Source organism: Chitinophaga filiformis, assembly GCF_021646545.1.
Taxonomy (GTDB): Bacteria; Bacteroidota; Bacteroidia; order Chitinophagales; family Chitinophagaceae; genus Chitinophaga; species Chitinophaga filiformis_A.
The window spans coordinates 269861-294742 of sequence record NZ_JAKIRP010000009.1 but is presented as its reverse complement, the minus strand read 5'-3'; the positions used below and the strand labels follow the sequence as shown (position 1 = coordinate 294742).

The window sequence follows — 24882 nt, the reverse complement described above, 5'->3', positions numbered from 1 at the left end:
TTCGTAACTTCAATATCTAAAATTTGGTCACCATGAGAAAGCATCTTTTACTGGTGATACCAGCCTGTTCTCTTTTAACACTCTTCTCTTTCCGGTTCGCCGCCGATAAACATAGAACAGCTTCCACACGCAGTAACAACGTATCGGAGGAGCGGGTTTCCATCGCCTGTGCGCCACCGCCTCACAAAGACATCCTGCCTGACGCAAGTGGACGATATGCGCCTGTATTTCCCGGCTGGGGTGATTACCACTATCCCGTTTCGACCGTCAATGACAGCGCGCAGTTCTTTTTCGACCAGGGACTGAACATGTACTATAGCTATCATCTTACCGAGGCGCTGGCCTCCTTCAGGGAAGCCGCCAGGCATGACACTACATGCGCCATGGCTTACTGGGGACAAGCACTGGCCATGGGCCCTTATTATAACGCCTACTTTTATCAAATGCCGCCCGGCGTATTGTCCGTGCTGAAACAAATGAACGAGGCAGCGGCGAATGGTACAAAAAAAGAGAAAGACCTGGTGAACGTGATGAATGCGCGCTATTCCAATGATCTTACCGACAACAAACGCAGTGAATTAAACCGCGCATATGCTTTGGCGTTGGCTGCATTAATTACAAAATATCCTGCTGATGCCGATATAAAGGCATTGTACATAGATGCTGTGATGCTGGAACATGTCTGGGACTTCTGGCAAACCGATGGTACGCCCAAAGCATGGACGCCGCAGCTGGTAGCCTATTGCGATGAGATACTGAAAGCACATCCACACCATCCTGCAGCGTTGCATTATCAGATACACCTTGTCGAAGCTTCCCTGCACCCGGAAAAAGCATTACACAGTGCAGATGTGCTGAAAGATGCGCTGCCCGGCGTACCTCATATGGTACACATGTCCAGCCATATGTATCAGCGGAATGGTCTCTATACGAAAGGTGTGGAAGTAAACAAGGCGGCATCGTCACTGGTGCTGCAGTATGATACACTGGCGGCTCATCTTAAGTTAGGCGTATTTGCGCTGACACATTACGATGCCGTTGGGACCTATTGCGCGATGAACGCCAATATGTACGAAAAAGGCAAAGAAATGTCCGGTCATCTTCATCACATCTTAACCGACAACTATCCGAAGCATCTGTCCAGTACCTTCTTTCAATACCTCTCCATGATGCCGATGTTCAATGCGATCAGATCGGGTAAATGGGATGAGATCACTGCGATGCCGGAACCGGATACTGCGCTTCATTACGCGAGACTGTTGAACCATTTCGGGAAAGGACTGACGTTGGTAAAGCAGTCTGATACATCCGCCGCCCGTCAGCACCTGCAACAATTGCAGGCGCTATTGAAAGACAGCGCCCTACGTGTCAGGAACATGCCTTTCAATAGCGCCATACAATCAGCAACCATTGCGGAAGCTATTTTAAAAGGTGAACTGCTCTTTGCACAAGGAAAACATGACGCCGCAATACGCGCACTTGAAGCCGCCGTTGCCGGCGAAGACAATCTGATCTATCGTGAACCAAAGGAATGGCCTATACCCGCACGTCATTTCCTGGGCGCGCGCCTGTTGCAATTGAAGAAAGCAGCGAAAGCAGAACAGGTATACCGGCAGGACCTTATCCATAATCCCGGCAATGGCTGGGCATTACTGGGCCTGCATCAAAGTCTGCTCATGCAGCGTAAGCCGAAGGAAGCAGGCAAATACAAGGCGGCATTCAACGATGCTTTCGCAATGGCGGACGAATTGCCTCCCGCATCTGTTTATTAGCGCATATATGCTCACGAGCGTAACAAACACAGGCACTAAACGTTTTGAGAACTGGTACGTGAGGTGGGTGGTCCCATGGTCCGCTGGGGCACCAGACACCGGGAGATAGTCGCAGCAGCATCTGCTAATGCATAATCCGCCAAAAACCTTTATATTCCACTTTGAACATTAACCGTTAATCCAAATGAAGCATCTCATCACGACCTTATTATTGCTGTCGATCGTTTACCCGGCCTTCTCCCAACAGCAGACAAACAACGGCTATCCTGCGAAACTGGCGGATGGTATTTCCATTGCGACGCTGAAGGACGAAAAGATAAGCGAGGACAAGATAAACATGCTGGCAGAAGAGATAGGCAAAAATACCTACCCTAACATTCACAGCCTGCTGATCAGCCGTCACAACAAGCTGGTATATGAACGTTACTGGCCGGGCGAAGATCAGCACTGGGGTAATGCCATTGGTGTGGTGCCGCATGCGCAGGACAGCCTGCATGATATCAGAAGCATCTCCAAAAGTATTGTATCTGCCTGTGTCGGGATTGCCATACAGCAGGGAAAGATCAAAAGCGTTGACCAGAAGGTGCTCAGTTTCTTTCCTGCTTACGCTGCACAGGATACCGGCCTGAAATCAACACTCACTATCGAACACCTGCTCTCTATGAGTTCCGGCCTGGTATGGAATGAAGATGTTCCCTACGACAACCCGGAGAACAGCGAAATAAGGATGATCATGAGCCCCGATCCGGTAGGATATGTACTCAGTCAGCCGATGGAGGCGCCTCCCGGCCAGGTCTGGAAATACAACGGAGGCACTACCCAGCTGCTGGCAGCCATCATCGAACGCACGACCGGCAAGCCGGTAGACCAGTTTGCCCGCGAATACCTGTTTAAGCCATTAGGCATCACCGCCTTCGAATGGCTGAAATATCCGGGCACCAACATACCAGCAGCCGCTTCGGGCTTACGCCTGCGTTCCCGGGACCTGCTGAAGTTCGGCCTGCTGTACAGTAATAATGGCATCTGGCAGGGCAAACAGGTAGTTCCGGCCCATTGGGTAAAAGCGTCCTTTCAACCGCATGTAAAGCGCCCCGGCGGTGCTTATGGCTACCAATTCTGGATCTGGAACGATACTGTAGATAATAAGCCGGTAAGCGTAGTGAACTGCGTCGGCAATGGCGATCAGCGGATCATTTTTGACAAGGAACATGATCTTGTGGTGGTTATTACTGCCGGCAACTACAACAAATGGGATATCCGGAAGAATAGTGCGGCCATAATGAGAGATTATATCGTTCCCGCTGCTGAGAAATAAAAAAATACCGGCTTCTTTCCCGGAAACAGGATTGTCCTGCGCGCAGCGCATTAACCTACTTTGAAAATTGGCCGATGTGCCAGAGGATACCTGATGGGTCATGCACAAAACACTCCTTCCCCCAGTCATATGTTCGTATGGGTGTCAGTTTCACACCTTCATATTTAGCGGGCAGGTTTAGTGTCTGCACTTCATTCCAGAAACGGTCTACGTCCTCCACTTCGAGGAAGATCATAGAATTATCTATCCAATCCTTCACATATGCCTGCTGGAGATAAAATGCCAGTTCACCAGTTATAAAAACGGACATATCGGCAGAGAGGACATGTTCCTCGAATCCAAGGTCCCGGTAAAAATTACGGGACACCTCAAAATTTTTAGCGCCGATGAATGGCCGGATGGATATAGCTTTATGTTCCATGGGTTGTGTTTTTAGTGATTATCAGGGGCCTGGCTTACAGATTAAAGGTATAACAAAGCCCGGACAAATTGTCCGGGCTTCATTGCAACGAATCATTAATTTATTGACGCCGTTAATACAGCCTTCTGTAGCCAGCGCTGCCCATCGGGGAGCCTGCCAGCGGCTGAAAGTAAGTGGCGTCTACCTTCGCCGATAGCCAGGTCGGGAACTTCCCGTTCACCAGTGTACTGGTACCTTCCGCTACCCGGGCACCATTTTCCAGGTAAATGTAATTCTTAGCATAGATAGGCGTTCTCGCGTTTACCGGTCTGATAAAGGCATTTGCATTGATGATCTGCACACCTGTCTGACCAGTGGTACCATTGATACGCAGGCTGTTTCCCATTGTATACGCGATGGTATTGTTGGTGAATTGCACGATCGCATTTGAGTACCCTCTCATGCTCACGCCATCGAGCGATCCACCCTTGAACAGGTTATTGTGGATGATATGGGTAACCCCGCTTCCACCAGAACCATAGAACTGACACAGCTCGCCCCAGCCGTCGTGTACATAGTTGTCGTGTGTATTAGTGTTTGTGGTACGTCCACCTATCAGGATACCGCCGTTGTGTGCGGAATTCCTCTGTGTAGCCCAGTTGGTCACTTCATTCCTGTAAATCTCCAGCTGATCGATCGCAGCCGTTTGAATACCATCCAGTCCTATGTTTTGAACCTTGTTGTTATAAATTTTCACATTCCGCCAGATGATGGGCTGTACATACTGGTGAGTGGCAGTCATTGACGATGTGGCGCCGTAGTAAGGAGCATTAGCCGTCAGATCCCAATAGGTAGCTGTATGACCGATATACATCGCCTCATTTGTCGTGTTCCTGATCAACAGATCATGGATCTTCAGATTCGACATAGTGGTGTTTGGATACACTGTAGTGGCATCTCCCCTTACAGGATCTGTTTTCGCTACGATACCGTTTCCACCATACTGGATGGTCATGTTGGAGACTTCAATGTTATCGCTCTTGTTGCCGATCTGCAGGTCATAGTAAGATGCTTTTGCAGCCTGGGTAGAACCGCTGATGATCATCTGTGACTGGCCTGCTTGTCCGCCGAAACGAATGTAATGACAATTCCAGAAAACACATGCTACCCCATAGGCGCCACCATTCCAGGAAGGATTACCGATCGTTACGGTGGTACCTGTCAGGTTGCGAATAGTAATAGGAGCTGAAGCGCTCCCACTCAGATTTACAACCTGTACAGCTTTAAATGTGCCTTTCAGGTTGATGACGTCTCCGGGTAAATAAGTCTTTGCTGAATTGTCAATAAGCAGGCGGCCATAGGCGTCAGGAACAAGTGTAAATTGTCTTCCTGTAGTTGTTGTGATGACAGACAGGCCATTGTCTGTGTCTAGTTTTTCTTGTAAAATGTCTTCTTTTTGGCAGCTGGCAGCCAGAAAAAGCATAGCTGCGCCAATCATTGATTGGACAATGTAATTGCGATTTTTCATGTTGCAGTAGGATACAGTTAAAATTTAGGGCACGGTAACTCTGCGCACCCCATTAATGTTGTGATTAATCAGATTTAAACAGGTGTATAAATTAAATGACTCGTTGCAGTGTATTCCTCTTCTATTCCATTGTGAATTCCAATGGTCCTTCAACTCTTCTGTTGGTCTTCATTGGCATGCATCGCTCACATTAAACCGATGCCGAACATTCCATGACGATAAAAGTAAATGACAATTTGCCCCCTTAATGCGGTGGCAAATCTAAAAATTATTATTTGAAATGAGAAGCGAAAATAATTTTCAACTAAACGAAAATATATCCAGTAACTGTAACTAATCAATGAATTTAGTAACTGTTTACTATCTTGTGTCGCCTGTAACAAGGCATCATTATTAACTGAAAACCCTTGCTGTATATGAGAAAAATTGTCTGCCTGACAGTCATATGGACTATGATCACCGGCATGGTCTATTCCCAGACTACCAAAGCAACAGAAGAAAAAGAACTGCTGAAATCCATAGACCTATTCACCAATACAAACCGGCAAAGCTGGTATGAGCTTGAGAAAATGATGAGCAGTCTTCCCGACAGCGAAATTGTACAGCGCACGGAAAAATTCCGCAATGCTGCATTCATCAAAGCTTTCAATTCATTCAGTCAGTCAAATGGCGACAAATACGCAGCGGTGCGTTCGGCAAAATTTGTACAACATGCGCCTCCGCCGCCTGCATTGCTGGCACTCGACTGGGATACCACCAGCCTCCGCGACCCGCGTAGTCTGACCAGCAATATTGATCTCTTCGCAGTGGTACTGCTCCGCACATTCGATCCGACAATGACCGCGCAAATTGCCAATTCAATGTTCACTGTGGCCATGTTTTCTGATTCCACATTACAACAACACGCACTTCGCTACTATCGTACAAAAGGACTATATGGCATGCAGGTGTATACCCAGCATCTTTCCGGCGATAGCTGGCAGGTATGGGCTGCCGATCATCTGCTGGCAGTTTCATTCCGGTATGACGTGAGACGGGGTATCATCACAGCTGCCAGCCGCACCAGGCTTGATGATCCGGCATATTTGAAAATCCAGTGGCCTCACTCCATCGCAAAACCAGCTAACAAAACCATCCACCTGATGGATGATCTTCTCCAATCGATCTGGGACAGCTATCCCGCCACCGGATATACCAATGAGGATAGTTATTATCGTAACAGACAATTGCAAACTGTAAAATTGGCAGCTTTTCTCAACAACAACCGTGCCCGCTACAGAACAGCGAGAGAACAGGAGTTGCGCTCATTGGAACAGCCTCCGGCCTCACTTCCCGGTTTTAAAGAACTGACCGGAGCAGAAGACGACATTACACCTTACAGGGATAGCATTTACAATGCTGCAACCATCTTATATCCGCACCAGTGGGCTTCTGCCATACAGATGGCGGCACTGTCCTATTTTGAGCTTAATGGGAAAGATTATGCAAGACGGGTACAACATAATGCCATATTCGGGGTAAACAGTTATGCGCGCCGCCTCAATGATAACGAATGGGAAGTATGGAATGTAGGCGCATTGGATGCCAGCTGTTATATATGGGACCTCAGGTCCGGACATGTCAGCAAGGTCCGTTACTGGCTGCGGGAGGATACCAGGCCCTGACGCCCACCAACATCCCTTATTTTAGTAATCTTTTAATCCAATATGTCAAGGAGCTTTCCTTTCACTGCGGGAAAGTGTTGTCCTCCGGATGACACTTTCCCGTAGTCTTTCATGCAATGTTATGGAAGATCAGCATGCAGTTTTGGACTTTGTCCTTTAACTGCAAAATCCTGTCCTCGAACTGCAGAATGCTGTCCCTTAACTGCATTTTCCTCCACTGCAGGAAAGCGCTTTTTTTCGGGTGGCACTCCCCAACGCCCGTAGCGCGATATCAGGAAAGACTCCTATGCGGTTTAAACAATGTATACGAAAGGCCCTTAATCCTGTCATAAAGACACCTGATTCGGTTATAAGCCCCTTTTTCTGTATGTGATGCTAAAGTCAGCAACAGCATTTTGACTGGATGTGAGTTGCATGTAACCAGCATATGACCAGGATTAACTTCCGATTATCCTCCGATTGAATCGGAAGATAATCGGAAGTTAATCCTGGTCATATGCTAGTTACATCCTGGTCACATGCTCCCAGGTCAAACGCTCTTTCGAGCACCGTTCACTTTAAGATTTTTCATAATCCAGCAGCAGCACGCCGGATGTTGACGGAACAGCCCGGTTAAGTTTCAGGTTGGTCCGGTCTTTCAGGTCTGAAAACAACGGTTTCCCTCCTCCCAGTATCACGGGATGCACCGCCAGCAGGTAATTGTCGACAAGCCCCAGGTTCACAAACGTGGTGATTAGTTTAGCGCCGCCATAGAGCCAGATGTCCTTTCCCGGCTGGGCCTTCATTTCATTTACCCTGCGGGCGATATCGGATGTGACATACACTGCGTCGCTACTTTCTTTCGATTCTGCTGAAAAAACATACTTGCTTTTACTATGTACATTCTCCCAGAGTTTCTTTTCCGGTAATGGGGCATCGGCTGCAGGCTGATATTGGCCCCAGAGGTCATAACTCACCCGTCCGTAGAAGATAGTGTCGATCTGCGCCAGAAACGCGTCAAAATGGGACATAATGCCCTCTTCCGACCCTGGTCCATCGTCAGTGATACACCAGTCTATTTCTCCGTTGGGACCTTCAATAAAGCCGTCCAGTGTTACCGCAAGATTTACAATTACTTTTCTCATGTCGTATGGTTTAAGTTTTATGTTTCTTCCAGGTTCCGCTAAAAACCCTTTTATTGTTGCAAATAACGCAATTTTTAGCCGCGTTGCTTCTAATTGACATCATATACCCGGATTAAGTACCCATTCGAAATCCGGGCTTAAAAACCGGTTTTACCCTATAACAGGAATATGCTGACCTTCTCATCCGCCCGGCCCTCCAAAGTGCGTGAGCTCCCGATGTATACAAAAGACAAAGGCCGCGCAAAGGCGGCCCTTATCATTGTTACAGATCAATTCACTTAAAGCACCACGAGCTTTTGTGTGGAGTTGAGCGCTGTATTCGCGATTTTCACCAGGTATACGCCTGGTTTCAATGCCTTAGGTTCTATTGTATAATTAGTTCCTGTAGTCATTCTCTGCAGTATCAGTTCACCAGTCAGGCTATAGACAGTGATAATGCTTCTTTCTGCCTTCGCATTGGAGAAACGGATCTGCACACCATTGCTGCCCACAGCGGGGTTAGGATATACCTGGAACGCCGGATGCGCGAAAGCTACTTTGTATTCTTCAGGTCTTGCCTGGCCATGGAATGGCTGGTTACAATACAAAGACCAATCTATACCTGATCTAGCCTCTGCAACGGCTTCGCCGGTTCTTGCACCGGAAAGCAGGGCAGCAGCATACCATTTCGTGTTCACGCTTGCAGCGCCGGTAACACCGGTAACAAGCTGCAGACGGTAGTCATACTTCGCCTTTCTGGTGGCTTCTCCTGAATAGATATAATCTGTGTTTGTTATGATAGCGATCACCACATTGTTAGCCGGAGCAGCAGGCAATTTCAGTGTAACGTTACCGCTGGAAACATACTGGCTGTATACAGGTGTCCCATTGGCAGTCCAGTAAGCCAGCTGACAGGTCATGTTTGCGCCGATAGGCTGAAAGTTTACAGTAACGGTATTGCCGGTTACTGTTAAAGGGATCTGGTTAGCGCCCGACCAACCTGGCAGTGTAGTGGTGTCAGGTCTCAACACCCCGTTGGTACTGGTTGTTTTCGCATACGGTGTTGCGATCCACGGAGCAGGATTTAACCAGGAAGGCTGCCACTCGGCACCGATAGAACTACCGAAGTTATCATTGAGCAGCGCAACAACAGCTCTCTTCCATTTACCAAAATCAACCATCGCCTGTTTAGCCCTGTATTCTGTGATCAGTCTGCGCATCTGAGCAGCGCCGATTCCACTTGCGATTCCTTCCAGTACCCTTGAAGAGGCATATCTCCAGATCCATGGAACGGCATTGTCGCCCAGGGTATTACCGAGGAATGTCGGGAAGGATGAACTGTATTGATGACCACCCAGGAATCTACGCCATGTACAAAGCTGTTGACCGCCGCTGTACATATTCACGCCTTCTGCTGATGGTCCGCCGAAGCTGCCATCCTGCAGCCAGCCTGAATAACATTCTATAGGCATGAACGGTGCAATGAAATCAGTACCGTTCAGGAAGCCCATAGAGCTGTAGTTATTGGACCTGCGGGCATCAGCTGTTTGCTGGAACCACACGTTACCGCCTTCATGGAACCATGCTGAATTCTTTACGCCGGGTAAATCTGCCAGCGTTGCGTGGATACCCTCATGCACCATGGCACTTCGCTGATATTCTCCGTCGCTGCCAGTGTATGCAGGGTCAAAAGCATATACCGGATAATAAGAAGCCAGGATCATCGGCCAGCTCCTGCCGTTGTAATAAATAGCGCTCTGCCATCCGCCGGCCTCTGTGCTATCTGCATTGTCTGTGCAAAGCCCGGAACCATACAGGTATACTGCGCTCTTATAACCGTTTCTGGCTCTCACATCAGCAGGCCAGCCCATTGTATCGCGGAAGTATCTGAACTCGCTGTTTAAGCGGGCCAGCATTGGTGTGATAGCAGCGGAAGTAATTCTTGCGCGTTTCTTTGGTCCCCAGCGGAATGTCCACCAGCCGGAAGACTGGGTACCAACTACCTGCGGACAATCATTCAGCACTTGTGCCGGTTCAGCCAGATTAGGATATTCACTCCTGAAGTCATAACTAATGGTAGGCGAATATGCCGGCCAGGTATAATTGCTGCTGTCGCCGGTAGGCGGAGGTGTTGTCACCTGAGTACCATACACCCGCCATTCAAGGATACCTGTTGACTGCGAAGTGTTACGCATTGACAGCCGCAGCCTGGTTACATTCACGGATGCAAATGATACCGTGTTGAATGCATCTTTCTGTAAAGGAACATTTGCCAGCTGTGTCCATGCAGCGCCGTTCCAGTATTCAAGATACGCTGTAGTGGGCGTCAGTACACCACCGGCATCATCAAACCAGTATACCTGTGCAGAGGTAATGGCATACGTCTGCGACCAGTCATATTGTACCCACTGGATGGAGTTAGGATTGTTCCAGTTCCCATAGGCGCCATGACTTTTGTCGTTTGAATTGGCCGGCGTGTAATTGTCATTTAACGCCGTAATTGTTTCCCATGAAGAAACATAGGACGTTGTTGAAGTGGCCTGTGGCGCAATATTCGTTTGTGCGTGCGCAACAAAGCTGCCAAATAACAACATGAGCGATGTCCATGTAAATTTTAGCATCGTGTGCTCTTTTAAATGGTGATAAAAAAAGGATAGCCTGGATAGTTGTTCACTTCACCATCAACGGGTTTTTCAAAGCCACAGCAATCCCACAAGCGGGCATTTCAAGTCACAGCTTCATAGGTTCTCGCATTAGTCGTCAGAATGAAAATTAAACTACAGCAGAATAGAGCGCCATAGCTGGGTTCGTATCATTTTCCTATACCGTGAATGGTTCTTTTGAGTTTTAATAATATGGGTTTTGATGCTCAGTACACTATACTATTGCACGTTGTAAAAATAGTATAGTCCTCAATACAAGGAGCTCCGTATTTTAACTTTTTCAACTAGTATTTTATCCCATGGTGTCACTAAGACACTATATAATCATAGATCATCACCAGACTTATAGTACCAACAGGGCGATATACAATCTTCCGCGTATTTTGTTCAGGTTCCGCTCTAAAAAATAGTATTTATGTTGGATCAGGAAATAGCTAATTTTGTCGCCTTACCATATCTATTCGTTTCGTTTACATCTACCATAATCCTAAAACCTCAAACCATGATTACACTTACCTCAAGTTCCACAGATGTCATCCAGAACCTCGCGAAACAGATTGACCAGGACCCTTTTTTTGCCGACGCACTAACGGCTTCACTGGTAGCAGCCAATGCCAGGGCAAAGACCAGCCTGGACCCTGAACTTTACGCAGCGTTGAATGATCTGTATTCTTCTTATGGCTGGCCGGTTATGCCGGCAGATTATCTTGTTTACCTGACGAATTTCGCAGAAGTCATTCCCAGCGAAAACACAAACCCTAAATACGATCCATGGCAGAACACCAGTTCACAAAATGGCTATAGTCAGGAGATCTATGACCGCCTCTGTCACTTTTACTGGCTGGTGGACCAACCACTTGACGGCAAGACCCTACAGGATTACAGGAGCGCTATTAATGATTTCTCATTTGCCGACTGGCTGGTTGAGTATGCTAACGCCTGGGGCAGTTTCCTGAATACACCGGAATCGCTGACACCTGAAACCCTGGCATCCTTTAAAAACGATCCGGAGTATAACCTGCAGGACTATTCTGATGACGAGCCAAACTGGACCTCATTCAATACTTTCTTTTACAGACAGCTAAACTCCCTGCAGCCGGACGGCTCCCCCATGCGCCCTGTGGCAAATCCTTTTGACAATACGATCATCTCCTCTCCTGCTGATTGCACCTTCAAAGCACATTATAAGATTGACGGCAACGGGAATGTACTGGACGTGGACGGCAACAGAACCAATGTCACCTTAAAGAAGACGCACAGCATTGGTAATATCAGCGACCTGCTGGGACCAGATGCGAGCCAGTATGCCAGCAACTTCTATAATGGTACATTTGTCCATTACTTCCTGAGCCCGTTCGATTATCACCGCTACCATGCTCCTGTAAACGGGAAAGTGCTGTACCTGGGTGCTGTACCGGGTAAAGTTTATTTAAACGTAAATATCTCCGGCGGACAATTTGATGCGCCTGATGGTGCAGAAGATGGTTATGAATTCTCCCAGGCGAGAGGGATACTGGTGCTCGAAACCGGTGACGACAGGGTTGGGAAAGTAGTTGTCGCGCCGATCGGCATGGCGCAGGTATCATCTGTGAATATGTACAGTGATGACCTGGAAGGAAGGCCGGTACAGAAGGGACAGGAATTCGGCTATTTTGCCTTCGGAGGCTCTGATATTATTATGCTGTTCGAACAACCTCTCAGCGCACTTAAATTCGTCACACATGTTGCGAATGCCGAGGAACCAGCCAGTTATCATCCACCCGCCCCCTTCCACTTTAGGTATGGACAGGCATCCGTGATCATCTGCAACCAGGCATAATGTCCTTTTTATAATAGCCGGTAAGCGGGTATTTTCTGCTTGCCGGCTTTGTTATTGTTGACCAGCATCGTCCATCTCATCTGTATTTTCTTCCCCATAAATTGACGCGTTAAACAAAGTAGTTTGACGTTTTAAACAAAGTAGATTCCTATAGTTGTCTTTAGTTTTGTCTTACAAAAATTCTAAAATGAAAGACAACTACAACGGAGCATTACAACAAGCGCTTCACTCGGGATTCAACGCTGCATCAACGACTCATGATGTTATAAAAGGAATTGACCTTACTGGTAAAAAGGTGATCGTTACCGGTGGCTACGCAGGTATAGGACTGGAAACAGTAAAGACGCTGGTTGCTGCCGGTGCCAGTGTGGTTATCCCTGCACGCGATGTGGAGAAGGCCAATAACAATTTAAAAGGTGTAAGCAATGTAACAGTAGCAGCGATGGATCTTATGGACCCGGCATCTATAAATACCTTTGCAGAAAAATTCCTTGCTACTCATGAAAAGCTTGATATCCTCATCAATAATGCGGGCATCATGTGGGTACCATTGCAACGTGATAAACGCGGGTATGAATCGCAGCTGGCAACCAATCACCTGGGGCATTTCCAGCTAACGGCCAAGCTCTGGCCAGCCTTAAAGAAAGCAAACGGCGCACGCGTGGTGAACGTATCGTCCTTCGGGCACCAGATGGCCCCCTTCAACTTTGAGGACCCTAATTTCATTAACAGGGAGTATGAAACATTACAAGGCTATGGGCAGTCTAAAACAGCCAATAACCTGTTTGCCGTGGAACTGGACCGCCGCGGTAAAAGCGCCGGTATAAGAGCTTATTCGCTGCATCCGGGATCAGTGTTGGGCACAGACCTCGGACGTGTTGCACCGATGGCCTTATTCCAGCAAATGGGCACGCACGATGAAAACGGAGACATCTATCCAGAAGTGGCCGCCAGGTTAAAAACTGTGGCCCAGGGTGCCGCTACCTCCGTCTGGTGTGCTGTCAGCCCCCAGCTAAACGGCATAGGTGGCGTGTATTGTGAAGATGCGGATGTGGCACAACTGGATGAAGGGAATATTGTACATAATTATGATGATCCTTCATCGCTTCGGGGTGTAAAACCATACGCTGTTGATGCCGCCAATGCACAGAGATTATGGACGCTGAGTGAAGAGATGACAGGGATTTCATTTCCTGCAAGTTGAGATAAGGTGAACTCCGCTAGATCCTGTGTTTATGCGCAGGGTTTCCCCCCGGGGAAAAATGGTGAGCCCCTGAAACATACATTCAGAACAAATGACCATCAACAAAACACAATAGGACTCCGCTAGGAGTCCCGTGTTTGTAGCGCGGGGTTTCAACCCCGGGGCGAAAATGGTGCACCCCCGGGGAAAATGTTTAAACCCGCAACGAAAAATGGTGGCGCCCCGGGAAAAATGGTGCAACCCGGGAAAACATGACGTCCCCGGGAAACCAAAACACCCCGGCAATCCATCCGACCCGTTTTATTTTTGTAGATTTATCATTTACGGCAATGGAATTTGAAACAAAATACATCACCCCTGACATTAAATTATCTGAGTTTAAAGGCAAGTCCTTTAGAGTCGAAGTCATGTTTGAACACCATATGCTGGTCTGGTTCATCTCGGGCGAAACTAAAATCATTCAGGCTGACGCTACCCATACATTCAACGCAGGCGATACCTTCCTGATCCCACGCAATCAGCTGGCTACTGTTATCAATTATCCCAAGGACGGACTACCGCATAAAGCCGTGGCTATGCATCTCACCAGGGAGCGTCTAACGGATTTCTATTCCCGGCACAAGGCTGTTAATACCGGGAGGGTACAACCATTGCAAAAGGTGTATCGCTTTACCAAACATCCCCTGCTGGAAAGCTGTCTTGCATCGCTTATTCCCTATTTCGACCTGGGCGATAAACTCCCTGCAGATATAGCGGCAATCAAAATAGAGGAGGCGATCAGTATTTTAAGATCCATTGATAAAGATGTAGATGGGCTGCTGGCAAACTTCGAAGAGCCGGGTAAGATCAACCTGACGGAATTCATGGAACGACATTATATGTTTAACATGACGCTGGACAGATTTGGTTATCTCACCGGCCGTAGTCTGGCAACCTTCAGAAGGGATTTTAAAAAGGCTTACAATACCACTCCGCAGAAATGGCTGACAGAAAAACGGCTTGATCTCGCCCATTACCAGATAGCGGAGCAACAACGAAAACCTATCGATGTCTATGTGGAAGTAGGTTTTGAAAATCTATCCCATTTCTCTTATGCTTTTAAGAGCCGCTTTGGGTATCCGCCGAATGCGCTGCTGGATAAGAAGTGACAAATAGTTCTGCTATCTCCGGGCAGGATTATCACTGATCATCAAAGATGTTCAGATAGTGTATTTCCACGTAATCATATTTCTTAAACAGCTCAAACTGTGTCCTGTCGCAATAGGCATAGATAAAGTTATCATCATCCGGCCTTAAAAGGCAATACTTCTCCTCCCTGTCTTTCAGTAGTTTGTTGAACATCATCCCCAGTTCATAGAAGTTCCATTTATCCAGGTGCTCAACTGTCTGGAACCGTCCTGACGTAAAGACGACCTTCATCCTGTTGGATACGGGATCAAACGGCGAGTTGATATTTAATTGTATGGTATTTTCCGGGTTGATGTGTAATACCCTTTCCAGTTCCTGACGCAGCCATTGCGGGGCTTCCTTATCCGCGTAAACGGGCAGATAATGCCTGCCATCATACAGGTCGGACTGGTATTGCAGATTCAGCTCTTCCAGTGTCAGACGTGCAGGGATCTGTGGAATCTCCCTTGCTTCTTCGGGGAGCAGGGGCAAATAATCAACGGTATCACCCACCAGCGAATATCCGGGTATACCATTCAACAATTCGTTACGGCTTACATAAGCAAAGTATAAATTGGATAGCTTGAATGATTCATTGGCGGCAGTAGTATTACGCAACGGTACAATACCATACCCACTAAAGCGATGTACAAGATGTGAATTGACCGTTTTAAAGAGATCGGCAATAAAGTCGTCCAGGCGGGCAATATAATTATCATACAACATGCATTCCTCGTGCCGTACATAATCATCTGATATTTCAATGTGAAGCAGGTCTTCATCATTATTCTTCAGTACGATCCGGCAGAGATGGTCCTTAATGGCTGTTAACACGCTATTGAGGTGCTTGATCAGATCGGGGACAAACCAGTCATAGTGGTCGGGGAACTCCAGTCTCACGGCATCGCCATGAAAGAAATGGACAACTTGTTTTTCAGGCATAAGAGATTATACAACGAACACAAAATAGAAAATTAGAAATATTATTTCTGTTTTTTTTATCTGTTGCAACGCTTTAAAACACCCGTGATCTTTTCGCATTTCTGCTACTTATTTAACACGCTGTTGGGCATTGTTCACCGACTCTTCCTGCCTCTCCGGCGAAAAACACCTGACGAATCTCCCTATGTCAGGTAGTTTCGGGGCATATTGACTTCCCATGGCAGACATCATCACCTCAATTGCATATGCGTATAAGTAAACGAACAACAGCGAAGCTGCTGACATGTATTATGCTGGTACAGCTCATTGCCTGTGGCGGTAAGAAAAACGGTCCTGCGAAAAATGATGTGAAGACTTACCCGGTACTTGAAATGGCTTATCAGCAGGCAGAGATAGACAATGATTACCCCGCCACTATTCAGGGTATTCAAAACATTGAAATACGTCCGAAGATCGACGGGTATGTGGAGGACATATACGTAGATGAAGGCGCAGCTGTGAAGAAGGGACAATTACTTTTCCGTATCAATGCGCCGCAATATGAGCAGGAAGTAAAAACAGCTGAGGCGAACATTGAAATAGCACGGGCAGATGTGAATGCAGCGCAGATGGATCTGAACAAAGTTAAACCGCTTGTGGACAAAGACATCGTCAGTAAATATGCCGAGGAATCAGCGCAATATACGCTGCAATCCAAACAGGCTGCGCTTACACAGGCCAGGGCTGCATTAAGCAATGCAAGAACGAACCTGAGTTATACCTGCATATACAGTCCTGCCGACGGCGTGATAGGCATACTACCTTATAAGATAGGTAGTCTTATCAACAGTACAACACCGAACCCTTTAACAACCGTATCCAATATCAGCAGGATCTATGCTTACTTTTCGATCAATGAGAAACAGGGGCTGGATTTCTTTGCTGCATCTAAAGGGAGAACCATGCAGGAAAAGCTGGCGACGCTTCCTCCTGTAACATTAGTGCTCGCAAACGGAACACTGCTTCCGGATAAAGGAAAGGTAGAAACAGCCAGTGGCCTTATCAACACACAGACCGGGGCACTGAATATGAGAGCTACCTTTCCTAATCCGGCTGGCCTGGTTCACAGCGGCAGCAGCGCGCTTGTGCGCATTCCGGAGAAGATTGATACTGCCTTACTGGTTCCGCAGAAAGCCACTTATCAGATACAGGGAAAATTGTTCGTGTATATACTGGAAGCCGGTAATAAGGTCAGGTCTGTCGAGATCACTTCTACAGCATCAGCAGGACAGGCATTTATTGTCACCGCTGGCATCAGGCCGGGCGACAAAATTGTGGCGGATGGGATATCGAGTTTAAGGGAAGGCCTGGTCATAAAACCTAAAACGATCAGCGCAGCCGATGCATTAACCTCACTATGACAAGCCTGCCTGTTAAAACAATGATATGTTAAAGCGATTTATAGAACGGCCGGTATTATCGACGGTAATATCTATTATTATCGTGACGCTTGGCGTACTCGGGCTGGCATCATTGCCGATATCACAATATCCTGATATTGCTCCTCCTACTGTACAGGTACAGGCCAGCTACAGCGGAGCAAATGCAGATGTTGTAATGAAGAGTGTGATTGTTCCGCTGGAACAGCAGATCAATGGCGTGGAGAATATGGATTACATTACCTCTACTGCCGGTAATGACGGCAGCGCGAACATCACTATCAGTTTCAAGATCGGCAGCGATCCGAATTTGGCGGCGGTGAACGTACAGAATGCAGTATCGCGTGCCACACCTTTGTTGCCGCAGGAGGTAACCCGTGCAGGTGTAACGGTTCAGAAGAAACAAACCAGTACGCTGCTCATTTTTGCCTTATACAGCGATAATCCGGCTTTTGACCAGACCTTCATACAGAATTACGCGTCTATCAATGTATTGCCTGTTATCAAGCGTATACAGGGCGTAGGCGATGCATCATCTCCCAGCACAATGAATTATTCCATGCGTATCTGGCTGAATACACAGGCCATGGCATCGTATGGGCTGGTACCTGCAGATGTCACTGCCGCCCTGGCCGATCAGAACATCCAGGCGGCACCGGGACAGTTTGGTGAGCAGGGAAAGCAATCCTTTCAATATGTGATAGCCTATCCGGGCACTTTGACGGATGCCGCACAGTTCGGGGACATAGTGATACGTTCCAACCTGAGAGGCCGCATTCTTCGGTTAAAGGACATTGCACGGGTGGAACTGGGCGCATTGAGCTACTTCAACCCTGGCCGGGTGAACGGGCGTCCGGGCGTTTCTGTTGACGTAGCACAGGTGGCAGGTTCCAACGCCCACCAGGTGATCCGGCAAACACTGGAAGCCCTCCAAGAGGCTGCAAAGAGTTTTCCACCCGGTCTTAAGTATGCCGTGTTACAGAACGCAGATGACTTCCTGACTGCCTCGATCGACAAAGTATTACATACCCTGGCAGAAGCTTTCGTGCTTGTATTTATCGTCGTATTTATCTTCCTGCAGGATTTCCGTTCCACGCTGATACCTGCTATTTCTGTTCCCGTGGCTATTATCGGCACCTTTTTCTTCCTGAAATTATTCGGGTTTACAATTAACCTGCTGACGCTTTTTGCTATTATACTGGCGATAGGCATTGTTGTGGATGATGCGATTGTGGTGGTGGAAGCTGTCCATGCCAAGCTGGATGAAGGGTACGAGTCGGCGGAGCAGGCCAGTGTCGATGCACTCGGTGAAATATCGGGAGCGATCATTTCCATTACACTGGTAATGTCTGCCGTATTTATTCCTGTCAGCTTCATAGGCGGTTCGTCAGGCGTATTCTACAAACAGTTTGGCCTTACGCTGGCCACTGCCATTGTGCTTTCAGCTATCAATGCGCTTACATTAAGTCCGGCGCTATGTGCGTTGTTTCTAAAACCTCATCATGAAAAGCATCGGAAAAAGGGGCTGTTACAGCGGTTCTATACGGCGTTTAACACCGCCTTCGCGCTGATGACCGCCCGTTACCGGCAGTCGGTTGCGTTTCTGGCGAAGAAGGTGTGGATACCGCTCTCCATACTTGCCGTCTTTATCGCCGTATTGTATTTCCTTTCGAAAAGCACACCAACGGGCTTTGTGCCCGATGAGGACCTGGGTGCTGTCAACTGTAATATTGCGCTGCCTCCCGATGCCTCGCTTGACCGGACAGATGCTGTGGCGCGAAAGGTAGAGCAGATTGCCGGCACCATCCCGGAGGTGACCAGTGTACTTGTGGTAACCGGCCGCGGACAACTCTCCGGCAGCGGCAACAATTACGCGTTGGTCGTCATGCGGCTTATTCCCTGGGCACAAAGGAAACGGAATGTGCAGACGATCATCAAAGAGTTGTTTGCAAAGACGGCCGATATTACAGAAGCGGAGATCAAGTTCTTCGCACCTCCTACTATCCAGGGTTTTGGCGCTACCAATGGATTTGCGTTCCAGTTACAGGATAAAACAGGTGGCAGCATTGCCAGCTTCTATAAGGTGGGAAAAGATTTCCTCTCTGCGCTGACCGACCGCCCGGAGATTCAGTTTGCTACTACATCATTCAATCCCAACTTTCCGCAATACACGATGACCATCAACGTGCCGAAAGTAAAAGAGGCAGGATTGAATGTGACAGATATTACGGGCGCCATGCAGGGTTATTATGGCGGCATCTATGCATCTAATTTCAACGAGTTTGGGCAACAATACCGTGTGATGGTACAGGCTTCACCTGAATTCCGCACAACGCCGGAAACCCTGAACGCTGTATTTGTACGCACGCAGGATGGTCAGATGGTGCCTGTTACTGAATTCGTGACACTGACACAGACTTACGGGCCACAGTCCATTACCCGCTTTAATCTTTTCAACTCCATCAGCGTGAACGGTACACCCAATCCGGGCTACAGTTCCGGGCAGGCTATTGCCGCTATACAGGCAGTGGCCGCAGAAACGCTTCCGCAGGGTTACAGCTTTGAATATTCGGGTATCACAAGGGAAGAATTGATGGGAGGCAGCCAGACAGTATTTATATTCCTGTTGTGCCTTGTATTTGTATTCCTGCTGCTGAGCGCCCAGTACGAGAGTTATCTGCTGCCTTTTGCCATACTGCTGGCCATCCCCGTAGGGATCGCGGGCACCTTCCTGTTCATCAGGCTCTTTGGCATCAGCAACAATATCTATGTACAGATCACCCTCATTATGCTAATTGGACTACTTGCTAAAAATGCAATTCTGATAGTGGAATACGCGCTTGAAAGAAGAAAGGCTGGCATGGACATCGTTGAAGCAGCTGTAAAGGGAGCAGAAGCGCGGTTACGGCCTATTTTAATGACTTCCTTTGCCTTCATCCTGGGGCTTATCCCCCTGATGCTTGCTACGGGCGCAGGCGCCAACGGCAATCGCTCTATAGGTACGGGAGCAGTCGGCGGTATGCTGATCGGCACCACCTTCGGGATCTTCATCACACCTGTTCTGTTTATCCTGTTCCAGACCTTGCAGGAAAAACTCAGCAGCAAAAAGCGCGTAATATGAAACGGCATTTCTCACAGCATATCGTCCTTACCGGTATAGTTATACTGATGATGACATCCTGCGCTATCACAAAACAGTATGACAGCCAGCATACAGCCATAAAGGGCCTTTACAGGGATATTGACGAAAAGGATACCGGCAATATTGCCAGTCTGCACTGGAAAGAGATATTTACGGATACACTGCTGCAACAACTGATCACCACGGGGATCAATCAGAACCTGGACATTCAGGCCGCCTATTCCCGCATCCGGCAGGCGGCGGCGATGTATGAACAAAGCAAGCTGCAGTTCCTTCCCTCATTGGGTGCAAATCCAACAGCTGCCTTTGCAGGATCATCTGATCCGCAGGCCATCGGGAAAACTGTCACAAACAGCCTGTACCAGACAACGTTAACGGCCAGCTGGGAAGCCGACATCTGGGGAAAGCTGAAGAGCGCCAAACGGGCCAGCCTTGCCGGCTTACTGCAGGCCCAGGCCAACGCCCGGGCGGTACAGACATCGCTGGTAGCAGGTATCGCCAGTAGTTATTACACCCTACTGGCGTTGGACGAGCAGCTGATCATCACACAGGAAAGCGTGAAGAACTGGCAGTCGACAGTGGATATTATGAAGGAGCTCAAAACGGCCAATACCGTTACCGGAGCTGCTATTGTGCAGAGTGAAGCCAGCAAGTATGCTGTATCTGTCACCATCCCCGATCTCAAACGGTCTATCCGGGAAACAGAGAATCAGCTGAACCTTTTACTGGGGAATATTCCAGGGCCAGTCAGACGCGCAACACTGGACAGCCAGCACCCTATTACGTTGTTAAAAACAGGCGTACCGGCTCAATTACTGGCTAACAGACCCGATGTACAGTCGGCAGAATATAACCTGCGCTACTATTTCGAATTGACGAATGTAGCCCGCAGTTATTTCTATCCCTCCCTGACGCTAAGTGCATCAGGAGGGTATGCAAGTTTAAGTTCTTTCTGGGGAGTGGGTTCCTGGCTCAGTAACCTGACAGCAGGGTTAAGCCAGCCTATTTTCAACCAGGGAATCAATAAAGCAAGGCTGCGTGCCGCCAGGGAACAACAGCAGCAGGCAGCCCTAAATTTTAAAACCACCGTGTTGACAGCTGGAGAAGACGTGTCTGATGCCATGTATTCATACCAGATGGCAGGGCAAAAGGCAGCAGACAGAAATCTGCAGCTGGAGAACCTGCGGAAATCAGTAGAATATACGCAGGAACTGGTACGTTACGGTTTCGCTAATTACACAGAGGTATTGACTGCGCAGCAAAACCTGCTGATTGCACGCCTCAACAAGGTGAGCGACCGCGAACAGCAACTGCTGGCCATTGTGTCTCTCTACCGTGCATTAGGCGGCGGCTGGAGGTGAGCCGCCGGTGTTTAGAAAACATCCAGTATCATCAGCTTCTTCTCTCCCGCCGGAACTGACCAGCTGATCTCATTTCCCTTCTGAAATCCCAGCAGGGCTGTACCGATAGGCGCCAATACGGATATCTTGTTCTGGCTGATATCTGCTTTGTCGGGCGTAACGATCGTAATGGCCAGTATGCGGTTCGTTTCCAAATCTTTGATAACAGCGGTAGAATTAAGTCCTACCACTGTATCAGGAAAATTCTCCTTGCTGACCAGTTTTGCTTTTTTCAGCTCTGTTTCCAGTTCCATTACATTATTCTTATCGAATGCCTGACGACTTCCTCCATTTCTGATACATGTTGTGAGGATATCAAAATCCTCCTTCTTTATTACTAATTGTTCTTTTTGCATTTCTTTTCATTTTTGGTTTAACATTGATAATTCGGAGCTCGATTTGCCCCGTGTTTGCAAGCCGCGGTTACAAACACGCGGACTTCCGGCGGAATCTGTCACGCGCTTTTTTTCAGCGACAGCGGCAACATTTTGGACAGGATCACCTTCCATTTTTCTGCTTTATCTTCCAGGTCAGAGAGCTCACCGACTTTGTTTTCCGTCTGTCTGAAAAAGGGAATATCAGCAGGTTGTGTTTCCATCATGAACTTAAAATGTAAGCTCATGTTTTCAAGATATTGCTCCAGCTTTCGCGTTCTCAGGCCATTGACCCGGATACGGCCATATTGCTTTTTCACTGAACAGTTGGTCACCTTATTCAGATCAATGACATAGTCAGTAAGCGTTCCTTTATTGATGCCGTTCAATACCAATAACTTTCTCTGTACCCCATCCAGCCCAATGATACAGTTCCTCAACACTTCCTGGCTTGAGAATGTGAGGTTGTACTTTGATCCCAGCCTGCTGAAATAATCAAGTAATCTTTTCATCTTTCTTTGTTTTTGTCTGTTTCGAATAGCTGTCAGCAACCCGTAACATAACAACCCAGCTGCTGAAAGCAGGATAAACACATCTGCAAATGACATGATATTTTTTTACAGCGCAGTATGATCACCTGTTTCGGGCAAAGCCATACAACAGCAATACCGGGGTGGTGATGCATAATATAAAATACCATTTAGGACTGGAGATCATTCCCCGTTCCACGGAAATGGCACACAATAGTGTTAATAGCGCGACAGCTCTGCCAGCTGAAACACGTTGTTTCCGGTACATGGCAATAACTTTTACACGTTAATTACTAACAGTAATAAGATTGAAATACTTATCCCAGGCTATTGGAGCAATCAGGCCTGGGCAAACCTGTTAAAGTCTTTAAAGTTGGAGAAGTAGTACAGGTCTACACAAAAGGGGATAAATTCCGGGAATGACCAGGTAAAACAGTTGCTGATATCAGGTATCACGTACCTGACAGCATCTGTGGTGTTATTATGTGAAGTCTTCCGGATCATTTACTCAAACTTACTAAATAAATCTGTCATAATAAACCCAAATATCTAATGGTTTGTTAATTCTGGCGGCATTATGCTAACTTTAACGGTATGAAGGCAGGTACGTTTTTACGCAGCACATCACTCCTCGATGACACCTTTTTTGAACAAACCGTTATTTTCATCACAGAACATAACGAAAAAGGCGCTATGGGCTTCGTAGTGAACAGACTATTTCCCAGGAGGATCAATGAACTGGTAGAGTTCAGGGACTGTGCTCCCTTCCCCTTGTATGAAGGCGGACCGGTAGACCAGGAGCACCTGTATTTTATACATCAGCGTCCGGATCTGATAAAGGGAGGCGATCCGGTAACAGACCGTATTCACCTGGGCGGCGATTTCAAGGCGGCCATGCAGTATATTAACGACAATACCATCACTGAAAAGGACATCAGGATATTCATAGGCTATTGTGGCTGGGACGACCAGGAACTTGAAGCGGAGATAGCGGAGGGCAGCTGGGAGCTTGCGCCGGAAGCTGAAGTTGGCCTTTTATAAGCGGGACCCGAAATATTACAACTGTAACATTTGTGCTGCAATGGACCGGGATGCCGCTCAGGCTCTATGTTCGGCATGATCCCGCAAACTATACCACCGGGCATATCGTGTATCGCGTACAACTTCAATAGAACAAGCATCTTGTACTAAGATAAAAAACGAGGCACACCTGACAATCGGGTGTGCCTCCTTGCATTGGCGCTGCTACGGGACTTTTTTACTAACTTTAGAAAAAAATAGACATGGATAATAGAGGGCTACTTTTTATTCCGGATATAAGTGGCTTTACCCGTTTTGTGAACGAAATAGAGATCGATCATAGCCGGCATATCATACAGCAATTACTGGAAGTCCTGATCAACGCAAATAACACCGGACTTGAGATATCAGAGATTGAAGGGGACGCCATTCTGTTCTATAAATTCGGAGAACCACTGGAGCTGGAAGCACTATATAAACAGGTGGAAAAAATGTTCTGCGAGTTTCACCGGCATCTGAATGCATACGACCACCGCAAAATATGCCAGTGCAGGGCCTGTATATCTGCTGTGGATCTTACCCTGAAGGTCATTACCCATTACGGCGAGTTCACCACATATAATGTGAAGAATTTCAGTAAGCTGATAGGCAAAGATGTGATCGTAGCCCACCAGCTCCTGAAAAATGATATTGCACAGCACGAATACTGGCTGGTAACGGATAACCTCTTACAAGACACACCGCCTACAGGGCTGGCCACATGGATGAAGTGGGACGCCAGCGCAAAACAGACAGAAACAGGCGAAATTCCCTTCCACTATACACAGCTAAGCCAGTTAAGAAAAGAACTGCCGCCGGAACCCGATCCTCAACTGGAACTTTCAGACAAGGTGAAAGTGGTCTCCGTATCCAGGGATTACGATGTGGACATTAAAACCCTCTGTTTTACCGTCGTACATTTTGAGTTCCGCCATCAATGGCAGGTAGGATTAAAAGAAATAAATGAGGTTGAACATTTTCTGCCCGGTGTAGGAAGCCGTCATCAGCACATACTGGACAACGGACAGAAAATTATGATGTTCACAAGCAGTTTTGCCTATAATCCCGAAGAAAAGATACTATTTAGTGAAACCGACGAAAAGCGGAAAAGCTCGACCTACTACATCATTGAAAAAGCACCTGATGGCCGCTCCCGCCTAACGATGGACATCTACATTCCTAAAAATCCGGTACGGCAGCTGCTGTTTAATCTTTTTGAGAAAAACAATTTACAAACCGGCCTGCGTCAGTCACTGGAAAACCTGGAACCTATCGTGAAGGAGATGGTGCTGCCGCTTGAATTCTAATATCGGGCCTGTTACCGGCCTGTTATAAGCAAAATACTCCTCTCCGGCTGTGATAAGCCGGAAAGGAGTATTTCA

19 protein-coding genes are annotated in these 24882 nt (G+C 47.6%); 11 read left to right on the top strand and 8 right to left on the bottom strand.

The features are described 5' to 3' along the window. Nucleotides 1-32 precede the first annotated feature (32 nt). Both L3C95_RS21590 and L3C95_RS21585 read left to right on the top strand, forming a co-directional pair. Nucleotides 33-1772 (top strand): tetratricopeptide repeat protein, encoded by a 1740-nt coding sequence (locus L3C95_RS21590; RefSeq protein WP_236390724.1) that lies wholly within the window; start codon nucleotides 33-35, stop codon nucleotides 1770-1772. A gap of 184 nt (nucleotides 1773-1956) precedes the next feature. Beyond that, entirely contained in the window at nucleotides 1957-3087 is a 1131-nt protein-coding gene (locus tag L3C95_RS21585) for a serine hydrolase domain-containing protein (protein ID WP_236390723.1), read from the top strand. A 55-nt stretch (nucleotides 3088-3142) separates the two neighbouring features. Here L3C95_RS21585 and L3C95_RS21580 read toward each other — a convergent pair whose 3' ends face one another. Both L3C95_RS21580 and L3C95_RS21575 read right to left on the bottom strand, forming a co-directional pair. After that, the gene (locus L3C95_RS21580) at nucleotides 3143-3508 is read right to left on the bottom strand and encodes a VOC family protein (RefSeq protein ID WP_236390722.1); all 366 of its coding nucleotides are present in this window, start codon (nucleotides 3506-3508) and stop codon (nucleotides 3143-3145) included. A gap of 112 nt (nucleotides 3509-3620) precedes the next feature. Next, nucleotides 3621-5015: a right-handed parallel beta-helix repeat-containing protein gene (locus L3C95_RS21575; protein ID WP_236390721.1), complete on the bottom strand. Its 1395-nt coding sequence runs from the start codon at nucleotides 5013-5015 to the stop codon at nucleotides 3621-3623. 416 nt (nucleotides 5016-5431) lie between these two features. Between L3C95_RS21575 and L3C95_RS21570 the strand changes: the two genes are divergently transcribed. After that, nucleotides 5432-6679 carry a hypothetical protein gene (locus L3C95_RS21570; RefSeq protein ID WP_236390720.1) on the top strand — a complete coding sequence of 416 codons (1248 nt, stop codon included), beginning with the start codon at nucleotides 5432-5434 and terminating at the stop codon, nucleotides 6677-6679. A 557-nt stretch (nucleotides 6680-7236) separates the two neighbouring features. Here the strand turns inward: L3C95_RS21570 and L3C95_RS21565 are convergent. Both L3C95_RS21565 and L3C95_RS21560 read right to left on the bottom strand, forming a co-directional pair. Further along, nucleotides 7237-7803 carry a dihydrofolate reductase family protein gene (locus tag L3C95_RS21565; RefSeq protein WP_236390719.1) on the bottom strand — a complete coding sequence of 189 codons (567 nt, stop codon included), beginning with the start codon at nucleotides 7801-7803 and terminating at the stop codon, nucleotides 7237-7239. Nucleotides 7804-8081: 278 nt separating this feature from the next. Continuing rightward, entirely contained in the window at nucleotides 8082-10403 is a 2322-nt protein-coding gene (locus L3C95_RS21560) for a T9SS type A sorting domain-containing protein (RefSeq protein ID WP_236390718.1), read from the bottom strand. A gap of 544 nt (nucleotides 10404-10947) precedes the next feature. Here L3C95_RS21560 and L3C95_RS21555 point away from each other — a divergent pair. From L3C95_RS21555 to L3C95_RS21545, 3 genes are all read left to right on the top strand, one after another. Next, nucleotides 10948-12264 carry a phosphatidylserine decarboxylase gene (locus tag L3C95_RS21555; protein WP_236390717.1) on the top strand — a complete coding sequence of 439 codons (1317 nt, stop codon included), beginning with the start codon at nucleotides 10948-10950 and terminating at the stop codon, nucleotides 12262-12264. A gap of 187 nt (nucleotides 12265-12451) precedes the next feature. Further along, the gene (locus tag L3C95_RS21550) at nucleotides 12452-13468 is read left to right on the top strand and encodes an SDR family NAD(P)-dependent oxidoreductase (protein ID WP_236390715.1); all 1017 of its coding nucleotides are present in this window, start codon (nucleotides 12452-12454) and stop codon (nucleotides 13466-13468) included. 329 nt (nucleotides 13469-13797) lie between these two features. Beyond that, a complete protein-coding gene (locus L3C95_RS21545) occupies nucleotides 13798-14616 on the top strand; it encodes a helix-turn-helix domain-containing protein (protein ID WP_236390714.1) in 819 nt (272 codons plus the stop codon). Nucleotides 14617-14647: 31 nt separating this feature from the next. Here the strand turns inward: L3C95_RS21545 and L3C95_RS21540 are convergent, their stop codons facing one another. Further along, nucleotides 14648-15577: a hypothetical protein gene (locus L3C95_RS21540; RefSeq protein ID WP_236390713.1), complete on the bottom strand. Its 930-nt coding sequence runs from the start codon at nucleotides 15575-15577 to the stop codon at nucleotides 14648-14650. Nucleotides 15578-15822: 245 nt separating this feature from the next. Between L3C95_RS21540 and L3C95_RS21535 the strand changes: the two genes are divergently transcribed. The 3 genes from L3C95_RS21535 to L3C95_RS21525 are packed head-to-tail and all read left to right on the top strand — an operon-like array spanning nucleotide 15823 to nucleotide 21498. Then, nucleotides 15823-16977: an efflux RND transporter periplasmic adaptor subunit gene (locus L3C95_RS21535; protein WP_236390712.1), complete on the top strand. Its 1155-nt coding sequence runs from the start codon at nucleotides 15823-15825 to the stop codon at nucleotides 16975-16977. 25 nt (nucleotides 16978-17002) lie between these two features. After that, nucleotides 17003-20116, top strand: coding sequence for an efflux RND transporter permease subunit (locus L3C95_RS21530; RefSeq protein WP_236390711.1), 3114 nt, complete (start codon nucleotides 17003-17005; stop codon nucleotides 20114-20116). Then, the gene (locus L3C95_RS21525) at nucleotides 20113-21498 is read left to right on the top strand and encodes a TolC family protein (RefSeq protein WP_236390710.1); all 1386 of its coding nucleotides are present in this window, start codon (nucleotides 20113-20115) and stop codon (nucleotides 21496-21498) included. Before L3C95_RS21530 ends, L3C95_RS21525 begins: the two co-directional genes overlap by 4 nt. 11 nt (nucleotides 21499-21509) lie before the next feature. On the opposite strand, the gene L3C95_RS21520 is transcribed toward L3C95_RS21525, so the two are convergent. The 3 genes from L3C95_RS21520 to L3C95_RS21510 all read right to left on the bottom strand — a co-directional run bounded on the left by L3C95_RS21520 (nucleotide 21510) and on the right by L3C95_RS21510 (nucleotide 22945). After that, entirely contained in the window at nucleotides 21510-21893 is a 384-nt protein-coding gene (locus L3C95_RS21520) for a GreA/GreB family elongation factor (RefSeq protein WP_236390709.1), read from the bottom strand. A gap of 98 nt (nucleotides 21894-21991) precedes the next feature. Continuing rightward, a complete protein-coding gene (locus L3C95_RS21515) occupies nucleotides 21992-22423 on the bottom strand; it encodes a hypothetical protein (RefSeq protein ID WP_236390708.1) in 432 nt (143 codons plus the stop codon). A gap of 357 nt (nucleotides 22424-22780) precedes the next feature. Continuing rightward, nucleotides 22781-22945, bottom strand: a complete 165-nt coding sequence (locus L3C95_RS21510; RefSeq protein WP_236390706.1) for a hypothetical protein — start codon at nucleotides 22943-22945, stop codon at nucleotides 22781-22783. A 90-nt stretch (nucleotides 22946-23035) separates the two neighbouring features. On the opposite strand from L3C95_RS21510, the gene L3C95_RS21505 reads away from it, so the two are divergent. Both L3C95_RS21505 and L3C95_RS21500 read left to right on the top strand, forming a co-directional pair. Next, the gene (locus L3C95_RS21505; protein WP_236390704.1) at nucleotides 23036-23482 is read left to right on the top strand and encodes a YqgE/AlgH family protein; all 447 of its coding nucleotides are present in this window, start codon (nucleotides 23036-23038) and stop codon (nucleotides 23480-23482) included. Nucleotides 23483-23724: 242 nt separating this feature from the next. Further along, nucleotides 23725-24807, top strand: a complete 1083-nt coding sequence (locus L3C95_RS21500) for a DUF2652 domain-containing protein (RefSeq protein ID WP_236390702.1) — start codon at nucleotides 23725-23727, stop codon at nucleotides 24805-24807. Nucleotides 24808-24882: the final 75 nt, after the last annotated feature.

Bases quoted from the DNA above. Each gene is read 5' to 3' on its own strand.
- L3C95_RS21590 (WP_236390724.1), top strand. From the start codon at position 33: ATGAGAAAGCATCTTTTACTGGTGATACCAGCCTGTTCTCTTTTAACA.
- L3C95_RS21510 (WP_236390706.1), bottom strand. From the start codon at position 22,945: ATGATCCGGAAGACTTCACATAATAACACCACAGATGCTGTCAGGTAC.
- L3C95_RS21505 (WP_236390704.1), top strand. From the start codon at position 23,036: ATGAAGGCAGGTACGTTTTTACGCAGCACATCACTCCTCGATGACACC.
- L3C95_RS21550 (WP_236390715.1), top strand. From the start codon at position 12,452: ATGAAAGACAACTACAACGGAGCATTACAACAAGCGCTTCACTCGGGA.
- L3C95_RS21535 (WP_236390712.1), top strand. From the start codon at position 15,823: ATGCGTATAAGTAAACGAACAACAGCGAAGCTGCTGACATGTATTATG.
- L3C95_RS21555 (WP_236390717.1), top strand. From the start codon at position 10,948: ATGATTACACTTACCTCAAGTTCCACAGATGTCATCCAGAACCTCGCG.
- L3C95_RS21500 (WP_236390702.1), top strand. From the start codon at position 23,725: ATGGATAATAGAGGGCTACTTTTTATTCCGGATATAAGTGGCTTTACC.
- L3C95_RS21580 (WP_236390722.1), bottom strand. From the start codon at position 3,508: ATGGAACATAAAGCTATATCCATCCGGCCATTCATCGGCGCTAAAAAT.
- L3C95_RS21545 (WP_236390714.1), top strand. From the start codon at position 13,798: ATGGAATTTGAAACAAAATACATCACCCCTGACATTAAATTATCTGAG.
- L3C95_RS21530 (WP_236390711.1), top strand. From the start codon at position 17,003: ATGTTAAAGCGATTTATAGAACGGCCGGTATTATCGACGGTAATATCT.
- L3C95_RS21520 (WP_236390709.1), bottom strand. From the start codon at position 21,893: ATGCAAAAAGAACAATTAGTAATAAAGAAGGAGGATTTTGATATCCTC.
- L3C95_RS21570 (WP_236390720.1), top strand. From the start codon at position 5,432: ATGAGAAAAATTGTCTGCCTGACAGTCATATGGACTATGATCACCGGC.
- L3C95_RS21560 (WP_236390718.1), bottom strand. From the start codon at position 10,403: ATGCTAAAATTTACATGGACATCGCTCATGTTGTTATTTGGCAGCTTT.
- L3C95_RS21575 (WP_236390721.1), bottom strand. From the start codon at position 5,015: ATGAAAAATCGCAATTACATTGTCCAATCAATGATTGGCGCAGCTATG.
- L3C95_RS21515 (WP_236390708.1), bottom strand. From the start codon at position 22,423: ATGAAAAGATTACTTGATTATTTCAGCAGGCTGGGATCAAAGTACAAC.
- L3C95_RS21565 (WP_236390719.1), bottom strand. From the start codon at position 7,803: ATGAGAAAAGTAATTGTAAATCTTGCGGTAACACTGGACGGCTTTATT.
- L3C95_RS21525 (WP_236390710.1), top strand. From the start codon at position 20,113: ATGAAACGGCATTTCTCACAGCATATCGTCCTTACCGGTATAGTTATA.
- L3C95_RS21585 (WP_236390723.1), top strand. From the start codon at position 1,957: ATGAAGCATCTCATCACGACCTTATTATTGCTGTCGATCGTTTACCCG.
- L3C95_RS21540 (WP_236390713.1), bottom strand. From the start codon at position 15,577: ATGCCTGAAAAACAAGTTGTCCATTTCTTTCATGGCGATGCCGTGAGA.